The following is a 10,549-nucleotide window of genomic DNA, read 5'->3' as shown; positions in this document are numbered from 1 at the left end:
CAAGCCTGCCGCGTTCACTTCGAATGTGCCGTAGGTTCCGACGGTACTTTCTTGAGGTGTGAAGCTCGGGTTGTCGACAGCATCGGCGTCAGAGACCGACAGATTGCCCGTAGCGCTTGCTGTGCCATCCTCTTCTGTTGAACCGGTCGCAGAACCACTGATCACAGGAACATCTTCTTGCCCGGTGACGGCAACGATCACGGTTTGCGTAACGCTTTCTCCATCTTCAGTGGTCGCTTCGACAATGAAGGTTTCCTCGTAGACCTCACCGCCCGAAAGTGACTGAGCCGCGGCATTGTTCAGCACGTAGGTCCAATCGCCAGATGTGGCGAGATTAAAGGTGCCATACACTCCAGCGACACCAGCTTGCGGTGTGAATGTCGGTGTATCGACCAAGTCGGCATCTGTCGCCGTCAAGGTGCCGGACGCATTCAAAACGCCGTCTTCCGCCACATCGCCTGCAAGTTCACCTGAAATGACCGGGGCATCCTCCGCACCGGTGATGACAAAGTTCACCTGGTCGGTATCAGTGCCTCCGAACTCGTCTGCAGCCGTTATCGTGTAAGAGAATGTTATCGTCTCATCCGCCGACAGAAAGTCGAGATCGGCGATTGCATCATAGTTCCAGAGGAACCCGCCTTCTCCTTCGACTACGGCAAAGCCTGCAAGAAGTATCGCTGCAAGGTCGGGGGAAATGTCATCAAGGTTTCCACCGCTCCAGACAGGTGCGCCATTGGATGCGAAGGTCACGGAAACACTGTCACCCTGATCGACATCGCTGGCGTCAATGATCCCGCTGTCCAACAGGCGCTGCGCCGAAGCGTTGACAGCTTCGGCAAAGCCGGCCGGTCCTTCGGCTTCCACTTCCGGGTCGTCGTTCACGCCGGTGACAGTGATTGTCACAAGTCCGGAACTGGTCGAAACCCGCCCTGTGCTGTCGACCGCGGTGTACTCGAAGGTAACCTGCTGCGTGCTGTTTGCCGAAAGCGTCTCGAAATCGCCCGCTGTATCAAAGGTGAATGTGCCGTCGTCGTGAACCGTGAGCGTCCCCAGTTCAGGATCAGTCAGCGAGTAAAGAGTGATCGTGTCGCCTTCATCCGGATCCGATCCGATAAAAGGCGCCGTCACACTACCATCTTCGTTCACCTCCAGCGAAATATCGAAAACCACCGGCGGGTCCTCAACGGGCTCAATGGTGATCGGTACATCCGCTTCGACGGTGGAACTTCCGTCATCGACCGTAATGTTCAGCCCACCGTCAACACTGTCGGGCGACGGCGTGTACTGCATCCCGGACAAGGCGGCATTGATGTCTTCCTCGCTACCGGAAAAGGTCATCTCCTCGTCGTCGAAACCATCGCCGTTGGTGAATGTGAGACCATCTACCTGGGCAAGCGTCACGGTGGAGCGAGCAACAATCGTGACAGTACCGTCGCCGTCGCCAGGAATTTCGACGGTGAACCCGGTCAGACTGATCGCTTCGTCTTCAAAGGTGACAATGTTCGCTGGGAAGAGCACTGACAGATTGTCATCCACTGGCTGCTCTTCGTCTTCGACAAGTTGCGTTTGCGTGGAAGAACGTCCTGCATATTGGGTAGACCCGGAACTGCCCGGATCGCTTGGATCAAGAAGCTCCAGACCGCTTTCGTCCTGACTGTCCAGCCCGTTGTTGTTCTCCCCCTCCGGCTCGAGAGGAGCGAGTTCCGGATTCTCGATCCCCTCTGGCGGTCCGGCATCGGTTTGCCCTGGGTCACCATTGCCATCATTGCCGTCATTGCCCGGCGATTGACCGAGGCCCGCAGCCCTGTAAGCGTCGAAGGCCTGTTGCAGTTCGCCCTGCTCTGCGTCCAGGTCGGTCTGCGTCTTGGGCGTCACGATCGGCGTGGCGCCGACCGAGGCGACAAGAAACGTTGCATCCGTGGTGTCGACTGTTCCAAGAAGCTGACCCGTAATGCGGTCAAACAACTGGTAAAGCCCTTGTTGGCCGTCCGGGTCCAGGGAAAGCGAGAACCTGGTCGATCCGTCCAACGCATTGATCTGGACAATTGGCGTCGTACCGCGAATGCCCATCGTCGCAGTGGGTGTTTCAACACGCATGTTGCCTGTGGGCGCAACCTGACCGGTAACAAAGACAAAACTTCCTTGCACCAGGTTCATCACCATGGAGTTGTCCGGCCCATTGGGTGAATAGATCAACTCATCCAGAACCATCCGGGCGTCAGCGGATAGCGAGAACAACGTTTCATCGACAAACACGATAACCAGAGAAGACCCTGCAGCCGTTTGAACCACGTCCCCCTGGAACACAGGGTCGCCAACAGAAAGCGTGACAGAGGTCCCGTCGGTTCTTTGAGCTGTTGCAGTTCCAACAGAGGTCTGGACCGTGCCGATGGGCGTGGCAACCAATCCGGTGCCGACTTGCGCGTATTGTCCTGCGGCCTGGGGTCCTGCTAGTTGTGTTGCCGTCCTGCCATCAACCAGACCGCCATCGATCGAGAACAGATTTGGCGGATCAGGTTGTGCAAAGAAATTCTGGATCCTGAGTGACCCGAAATCATCATGACTGATAACCAGATCGGCACCTGATCTGGCGTAATTTCCCTGGAACAAAAGAGATGAGTTGTCGATAGGTGGAAGCCCGACTGCAGCGTCAATTACCACAATCTCGGAAGTATCGAACGTAACTATTCCGGAATTTGGAATATTAGACACGACGCATACTCTTTACGACAGTTGCATCATTGCAAAAATTACGGATCTTAAAGGATTTCGAGAAATGTTAGCACTTTTTTAATAAAAAGTCTTTGCCGCTTACAAATAAGTTGAGATAAGATTATTACGCGAACCAAACAAAACACCATCCCATTGGAAATTTTAACAAAACTGACGCTAGGTCACTAAAAAGCAATTTGTAAAGATTATTGCCGATAAAATGACCTACAGGTTTTTGGGCAGGGTACGATGTTACGCAAGTTGGTTGTTGCTAAGAGCTTTTCGGGATTTCGGCATAGCTTCGCGTATTGGTCGAGGCCGGGTTGTTTTTTTCGCCCCGCTTGTCTGGTTCTGCTCCTCTATTCCGGCACCACCACAACACAGGCGCAGACAATGTCGCTGCAGGAGGCCGTGTCGCGTGCCGTCAACACCAACCCTCAAGTTCTGGCAGCAGCAGCCAACCGCCGTTCGGTGGATTACGAGTTCGAACAGGCTCGCGGAGCTTATCTGCCCAAACTCGATCTGGAGGCCTCATATGGCGCCCAGTATGTCGACCGCCCCAACTCCCTTACCGTGACCAACAACCGTGAGTGGCGGAATGCCCGCGACGCGACGCTTATCGCCCGGCAGGTCTTTTTTGACGGTTTTGCCCGCGCAAACGAAATCTACCGCCAGTCAGCACGTATTGATGGATCTGCAGCGCGCGTCATGGAGCGAGCCGAGCTGATCGGCCTTGATGCAACGGAAACATTCCTGGATGTGGTGCGTCATCACCGCATCCTCAGGGCCGCAGATGTAAACATTCAGGAACATGTACGGCTCTTGAAGGTCGTTCGAACGAAGGTGCAAGGCGGTTCGGCAACCGAAAGCGAGTTGCGCCAGGCGGAAGAGCGGGTTGCCGCGGTTCATGCGGTGCGTGCCGATGTGCTGCGCGAACTCGGAGCGGCAAAGGCCCGGTTTGAAAATGTCATAGGTGTTGCACCACCTGCCCTCAAAGCGCCCGGCTCGCCGAGAAACGTTCCCAAATCCGAGGCAACCGCCATTGCAATGGCGCGGAAAAACCACCCTTCCCTGAAGGCCGGGACAGCTGATGTCGACGCTGCAACAGCTGACTATGACAAGACGCAATCGCTGTTCATGCCGAGCGTTGGCCTGGAGGGAGTCGCCTCCGTCGGCGAGGATCTGGATGGAACGCCCGGCCGGAACAATGAATTTGCCGTACGCATGACCATGTCATGGAACCTTTTCAACGGGACAATCGACTCCAATCGCCGTCGGCAACTTGGTGAAAAAGTCACCGAAAGCAAGATGGAGCTCGACCAGCTGCGCCGTACCGTTGACGAAAGCGTGCGCAGGTCCTGGAGCGATATCACAAGCAATGACATTCGCCTCAAGGCCTTGAAGGAACAGACGGTCGCGGCGGATGCGGTGATTGTCAGCTACGAAAAGGAATACGAAGCGGGTCTTCGTGACCTTCTTGACCTGCTGATTGCGCAAAACTCAGCATTCACATCTCGGGTCCAGCTCATCAGCTCAGAGACCATCGCTGTCTTTTCCCGCTACCGACTGCTCGCCTCGACCGGTGACCTGTTGGCCTCCTTTGGCGTGTCGGCGCCCCCCGAAAGTCAAACCGGAACAACAGAAATTCCGTGGTTTGTCGGGTCACAGGGTCTCATAGAACCGCTGCGCAAGTGGTGAAGGTGCCGGTATGGACGGGAATGCGACAATCCAGATGGATGAACATGCTTCCGGTCCAGACAACAACGAAAGCGTCGAAAATCCGTTTCCTGCTGGCGGAAACACCCAAAACGGACTTCTGGAAGCGCTGATACGTATCTCCCGTCATCATGGCCGGATGGCAAACAAGGCTGAGCTTGTTCGTGGACTGCCTCTGACCATGACGGGCCTTTCGCTCAAGAGTCTGGAAGAAGCCGCAGGACGCCTCGGGCTTGTCGTTCGCATTGAACAGCGTGACCTATCGAAAGTTCCTGTTGTGACGCTGCCGGTCATTGTCATGCTGGAGGGTGAACAGGCCGTCGTCGTTGAAAAGATCAATCGCCGCGAAGGAACGGCAAAAATCTTCGCAGCAGATATTCCAGGTGAACTCAAGACAGTGAAGCTCGACGACTTTACCGGGCCCAAATTGCCGGTGGTCGTTTTTGTCAACCTGGAGGCGAAAGAACAGCCGGAGCAGAGCTCTCCCGAAACACCCAGGGACTGGTTCTGGTCGGCTGTGCGGCGATTCTGGCCCAACTATCTGCAGGTCATTACGGCGGCGTTCATAGGAAACATGTTGGGACTGGCAAGCCCACTCTTCATCATGAATGTCTATGATCGTGTCATTCCGAACCTTGCCATTCCGACACTTTGGGTTCTGACGATCGGTGTCCTGATCGCCTTTCTCTTCGATTTCGTGCTCAAGTTGCTGCGCATGCGCATTGTTGACGAGACCGGGCGGCGGGTAGACATGGCGGTTGCCGGGCGCCTGTTCGACCATTTTCTTCGTATCAAGCTTGCAGGCAGACCGGCATCGACCGGTGCGGTCGCAAATCAGGTTCGCGATCTCGATTCCATTCGCGACGCTCTGACATCCTCCACCGTCATCGCAGCCACAGATCTGCTTTTCATCGGTATTTTCGTCTGGGTCATGTGGTTCCTCGTCGGCCCGCTGGCCTGGGTTCCCGCAATCGCGGTCCCCATCGTTATTGCCATCACCGCAATGGTGCAGTTTCCCTTGTCCCGAGCCCTCTCCGAGAGCCAGACTGATGCCGCGCGCCGACAGGCGGTTCTGGTCGAAACCATTTCTTCCCTGGAAACGATCAAGGTCAGCGGCAGTGAAAGCTGGTTCCGCAAAGCCTGGGACCGTTCGGTCGCTGCCGCCAGCCGCTCAACGACCCGGGCCCGATACTGGGCCAACACGGCGGCATCCTTCACGGGCGTCGTGTTCCAGCTTGTCTCCATCGTCATCGTCGTTTGGGGTGTCTTTCTGGTCCTGGAAGGACAGATCTCCGTTGGCGCGCTGATTGCTGCCAATATCCTGGCAGGCAGAGTGCTGGCTCCCTTGAACAACATCAGCCAGACACTCTCGCGCCTTCTGCATGCCAGGAGTGCCCTGCGCGGCCTGAACGCGCTCATGGGAACCGAGGCGGAAAGAGGTGTTGTCGCACGCAGCATTGCATCACCGGAAGATGGCGGCATCACTTTCCAGGACGTGACCCTCACTTATCCGGGCAATACCATCCCTGCCCTTGAGAACGTCAGCTTCTCAGTTCGAAACGGTGAAAGGGTCGGCATTATCGGTCGTGTCGGTTCCGGAAAAAGTTCCCTCGTCCGGGTTCTTTCCGGCCTCTACGAGCCTCAGTCCGGCACTTACCTGCTTGGTGGGATCGACACGCGGCAGTTTTCGCCAGCTGACCTGCGCACTACCGTCGGACTGTGTCTGCAGGATGCCGAGCTGTTTAACGGCACATTGCGCGACAACATTCTTGTCGGCGCACCTTTTGCAACCGCTGAAGAACTCGAAAGAGTGGTGCACCTGGCTGGTGTCGACTTCTTCTCTTCACGCCATCCGGACGGGCTGGACATGCACATTGAAGAACGTGGACGCAGTCTCTCCGGCGGACAACGCCAGGCGGTTGCGCTTGCCCGTTGCCTGATCCGCACCCCGAAAATCGTTTGTCTGGACGAACCGACCGCATATCTCGACATCATGTCGGAACGCCAACTCTGCGACCGGCTGAAGCAGATCGCAACCACAGGCATTACTCTTTTCATTGCGACACATAGGGACGGCCCGCTGGATCTCGTCGATCGCATCCTGTTGCTGGAGAAGGGCAAATTGCTGATGGACGGCCCGAAGGACGAAGTTGTTTCCCGGCTGAAGGCCGGAGCTCAATCTTCTCCTCACAAACACTCACCCGTTCCCGGAGGCCGCGATGGCAAGGGTGGATGAGGATTTTGCAAATGATGTCCGCGCCGCGCTGGAAAAGCGGCGGAATTCCGGCGTCTGGGGCCTTCTGTTTGCCCTTCTCCTTCTCCTCACAGCAATCGCTGTCTGGGCCTATTTTGCCGAAATCGAGGAGGTGACAACGGGTGATGGCCGTGTCATTCCCTCCAGCCAGATTCAGATCGTGGAATCTCTTGAAGGCGGCCTGATTGCGGAGATCTTCGTTCAGGAAGGCGACGTTGTTGACGCCAACCAGCCGCTTGTTCGCATAGACGACACCGGCTTTGCCTCGGATCTTGGAGAACTGGCCCAACAGCAGGCGGCGCTGCTGATCAAGGCCAAGCGGCTGGAAGCCGAAGCACGCGGGCAACCTCTGACACTTGAGCCGGGCGAAATCGACCAGCCGGTGGCCGAACGGGAACTCGCCTTGTTCGAAGCAAGGAAAACCGCACTTTCCCAGGAACTGTCGGTCATTGAACAACAACTATCCCAGCGTGGGCTGGAGAAAGTTGAGCTGGAAACACGCCTGAAGAGCACCCAACAATCCGCGAAGTTGCTTGATGAAGAGCTGCGCCGCGCACGAGAGCTTGCCGAATCCGGAGCCTTTCCCAAGATGGATCTGCTGCGACTGGAGCGCGAGGCTCAGGGCGGCATCCTTGAGGTTGAGGTGCTCAAGGCGTCTATTCCGCGTGCCACCGCCGCCATAACCGAAGCATCCGCGCGCCTGGAAAGCGCCATCCTCGGATTTCGTGCAAAGGCACATGAGGAGCTCATCCTGACGCTGAATGAACTGACAATCCTGGAAGAGACGATCAAGTCAGCAAAGGACAAGGTGCGCCGCACGGTTCTCAGGGCCCCGGTCCGCGGCATAATCAACGACTTTTCCATCGCAACAATCGGTGCCGTGGTCTCCCCGGGAGAGAGCATTTCGGAAATTGTTCCTCTGGACGACACGCTCCTGATCGAAGCGCAGATCAGGCCACAGGACGTTGCCTTTCTTTTTCCCGGTCAATTCGCCCGCGTGAGGGTGACCGCCTATGACTACACCGTCTATGGCGACCTGACCGGTGTCGTTGAACGTATCGGCGCGGACACGATCACCAACGATGAGGGAGACACCTTCTATAGAGTGATCGTCAGAACTGACAGGAATTTCCTCGGCACAGAAGCAAGTCCGCTGCCAATAATGCCGGGAATGGTCGTAAACGCCTCGATATTAACCGGAAATAAAACGGTCCTCGATTATCTGTTGAAGCCAATTGTCAAGGCGCGATCAGAAGCTTTACGCGAAAAGTAGAAAGTATCGACGCGCCTGAAAATGGCGGATGTCGATGCAAATTCTCGGTGCTTGTCTCAAGAAACTAACGATCCTCGGGCTTGCCGCTCTGATTTTTGGTGCAGTGCTGCCGTCTTCTCTTCACGCATCCGAGCAAGTTCGCTCCATCAATCCAGACAATGCGAAACAGATTTCCTTCCCCTCGCCCTACCCGGAAGTGGTTCCTATCCTTGTCAGCCCTGACACAAATCCGTTGGAACTGACAGCTCGATCCGACACAGTCCTCGCGCGGCGATGGGCCATGACCAGAGCCCGTCTGGAGGCGGAGAAAAACTGGCTGAACTCCTGTCAGAGAGGAGCCTGTCGCGACATTCGGGCAAATATCTGGCACAAGGTCGTTTCACTGGTCAGGGAATCTCCTTCACAAGCGCGTCCTGCTCGCGTCCAACAACTGATTTCCCGAGGCATCCGGTATGTCCGGGATGCGGCCAGAGACGATCATTGGGCAACTCCCCTGTCCACCCTGCTTCGAAAAGCCGGAGATTGCGAAGATCATGTCTTGCTGAAACGGGCCGTTCTGGAAGCCGCCGGATCAGAACCGACAGCATCCAGGCTTCTCATCCTGAAAACGGCACGGGGAGAAGGTCACATGGTGTTGCAAATCCTGGGTGATCGACCAGTCATTCTCGACAATCGGTTCCGCTACCCGATTGATGCAAGGCGTCTCGGGCAGGATCGCGTGGCCGCGGTTGTCACCGACGACGGGTATTTTGTTGCCGATGAACACGTCAACCAGAACACGTCCGGCTTGTAATTAAAACAGCCCGAATCGTACGCCCCGATAGGGCCTCTTCGTCACTATCCTGCAAACAACCAGCCCCTCTCATTCTATCAAAATACGATATCGAAGGAGCTATTCCCGTCTCTAACCGGCAAAGCAAGTTGCATAGACAGCACAACCCGCTTAAGCAATTTGCAGCGGCCTGTGATGCAAATTCTCAAGTGGAGACCTCGATGAACCGGAACCCCGTGCTTTATGACTATTGGCGGTCTTCTGCTAGCTACAGGGTCCGCATCGCGCTCAATCTTCTGGGCCTTGAAACCGAGCTCCGCGCTGTGAACCTGCTCACCCGAGCCAATCAGACAGAGGATTACCTGTCGATGAACCCGCAAGGCTTGCTGCCGACGCTCGTCATCGACGGCAAACACCTGACCCAGTCACTTGCTATCATCGAGTACTTGCACGCAACGACCAAGGGGTCGAAGCTTCTGCCTGAGGAGATCGACGGGCAGTATCAGGTCCGGCAACTGGCTTATGCAATTGCCATGGAAATACATCCGGTCTGCAATCTCAGCGTTGCAAAGCACGTATCCGAGTTGACCGGCGGCGGTGACGAAACCAAGGTGAACTGGATGCGCCACTTCATCAGCAAGGGACTGACGGCCTTTGAAGGGTTGCTACAGGAAACGGACGGCCCCTTCTGCTTCGGTGACCAACCGACAATGGCTGACTGCTGCCTGATACCCCAGCTCTACAATGCTGACCGCTGGGGCGTGGATACGACCGGCTTTGCCAGGATCGAAACCGTCAGAAAAACAACTGACGGTCTGGAGCCTTTCAGAGCGGCCCATCCTGATGCGGTAGGCGCGCCGCCTGCCGAATAGGCGCAAAGAGCGAAAAGCGGGCGATCTGCGCCGGAAGGTCTCCAGCGCAGGTTCTTGTCAGATACAGCGTCCGCCATCCACTTCCATCGCAACACCTGTAATCATGCTGGCTTCGTCCGAGCAAAGGAAACAGGCCGCGTTCCCCATGTCTTCGGGGGTCGAAAAGCGGCCGAGAGGAATGGTGGAAAGGAATTTCGCACGGATCTCCGGTGTGTCTTCACCCATGAAGCTTTTCAAGAGCGGAGTTTCGCCGGCAACCGGACAAATCGCGTTGACGCGCACCCCTTCGGGAGCCAACTCCACGGCCATCGTTTTTGTTGCGGTGATCATCCATCCCTTTGAAGCGTTGTACCAGTTGAGCCGCGGCCGCGGACTGAGACCCGCTGTCGAGGCGACGTTCAAAATGGCACCTTCTCCCTTTGCCACCATGAGCGGTACAAGATGACGGGCGGTCAGGTAAACCGACTTGCAATTGACCGCCATCACCCGGTCGAACTCGTCTTCCGTCACCTCCTGCATTGGTTTCGGCAGATGTGTAATACCCGCGTTGTTCACCAGGATATCGACTGAGCCGAGCGAGGATACAGCTGTTTCTGCCAGTGACTTGACGCTGTCATTGTCAGCAACATCCACCTTGATCGCGATACCGTTCACTTCACTGGCGACATTTTCCGCAAGATCCATATTGAGATCGGCGATGAGCACCTTCGCACCTTCAGCAGCAAACTTGCGAACGATCCCCGCGCCGAAACCGGAAGCTCCTCCGGTTACGATGGCCGTCTTTCCCTGCAATCTCATAAAGTCCTCCAAATGCCTTGGCTCTCGATTGGCGCATTTCCGTTGCCATCCCGGTCAATCGCAGTGAAAGCCGGCATCGGAGAGCCTCATAAAGTCAGATCGAGCCTCTGCGGCTCACCGTCCCGGACCTCCGCTTTGTCGCGTCCGGGCCG

General features: G+C 56.3%; 7 protein-coding genes. 5 read left to right on the top strand and 2 right to left on the bottom strand.

Going from position 1 to position 10,549, the window contains the following annotated elements:
* Window positions 1-2,712 (bottom strand): VCBS domain-containing protein (locus ABLO27_RS22875; RefSeq protein ID WP_353036042.1); only part of this gene is annotated, 2,712 nt, incomplete at its 3' end.
* Between the two features lie 393 nt (window positions 2,713-3,105).
* Between ABLO27_RS22875 and ABLO27_RS22870 the strand changes: the two genes are divergently transcribed.
* From ABLO27_RS22870 to maiA, 5 genes are all read left to right on the top strand, one after another.
* Window positions 3,106-4,410: a TolC family outer membrane protein gene (locus ABLO27_RS22870; protein WP_353036040.1), complete on the top strand. Its 1,305-nt coding sequence runs from the start codon at window positions 3,106-3,108 to the stop codon at window positions 4,408-4,410.
* 10 nt (window positions 4,411-4,420) lie between these two features.
* The gene (locus ABLO27_RS22865; protein WP_353036038.1) at window positions 4,421-6,664 is read left to right on the top strand and encodes a type I secretion system permease/ATPase; all 2,244 of its coding nucleotides are present in this window, start codon (window positions 4,421-4,423) and stop codon (window positions 6,662-6,664) included.
* Complete coding sequence (locus ABLO27_RS22860; RefSeq protein WP_353036036.1) at window positions 6,648-7,955, top strand: HlyD family type I secretion periplasmic adaptor subunit; 1,308 nt, start codon at window positions 6,648-6,650, stop codon at window positions 7,953-7,955. The genes ABLO27_RS22865 and ABLO27_RS22860 overlap by 17 nt, the downstream gene beginning before the upstream one ends.
* 28 nt (window positions 7,956-7,983) lie before the next feature.
* Window positions 7,984-8,748, top strand: a complete 765-nt coding sequence (locus ABLO27_RS22855) for a transglutaminase-like cysteine peptidase (RefSeq protein ID WP_353036034.1) — start codon at window positions 7,984-7,986, stop codon at window positions 8,746-8,748.
* A 200-nt stretch (window positions 8,749-8,948) separates the two neighbouring features.
* Window positions 8,949-9,599 carry a maleylacetoacetate isomerase gene (gene maiA, locus ABLO27_RS22850; protein WP_353036032.1) on the top strand — a complete coding sequence of 217 codons (651 nt, stop codon included), beginning with the start codon at window positions 8,949-8,951 and terminating at the stop codon, window positions 9,597-9,599.
* Window positions 9,600-9,656: 57 nt separating this feature from the next.
* Here the strand turns inward: maiA and ABLO27_RS22845 are convergent, their stop codons facing one another.
* A complete protein-coding gene (locus ABLO27_RS22845) occupies window positions 9,657-10,397 on the bottom strand; it encodes an SDR family oxidoreductase (RefSeq protein WP_353036030.1) in 741 nt (246 codons plus the stop codon).
* Window positions 10,398-10,549: the final 152 nt, after the last annotated feature.

The organism is Roseibium sp. SCP15 (assembly GCF_040329435.1).
Taxonomy (GTDB): domain Bacteria; phylum Pseudomonadota; class Alphaproteobacteria; order Rhizobiales; family Stappiaceae; genus Roseibium.
Note: the sequence above shows the minus strand (reverse complement) of the source record. Positions and strands in the feature narration are given on the sequence as shown.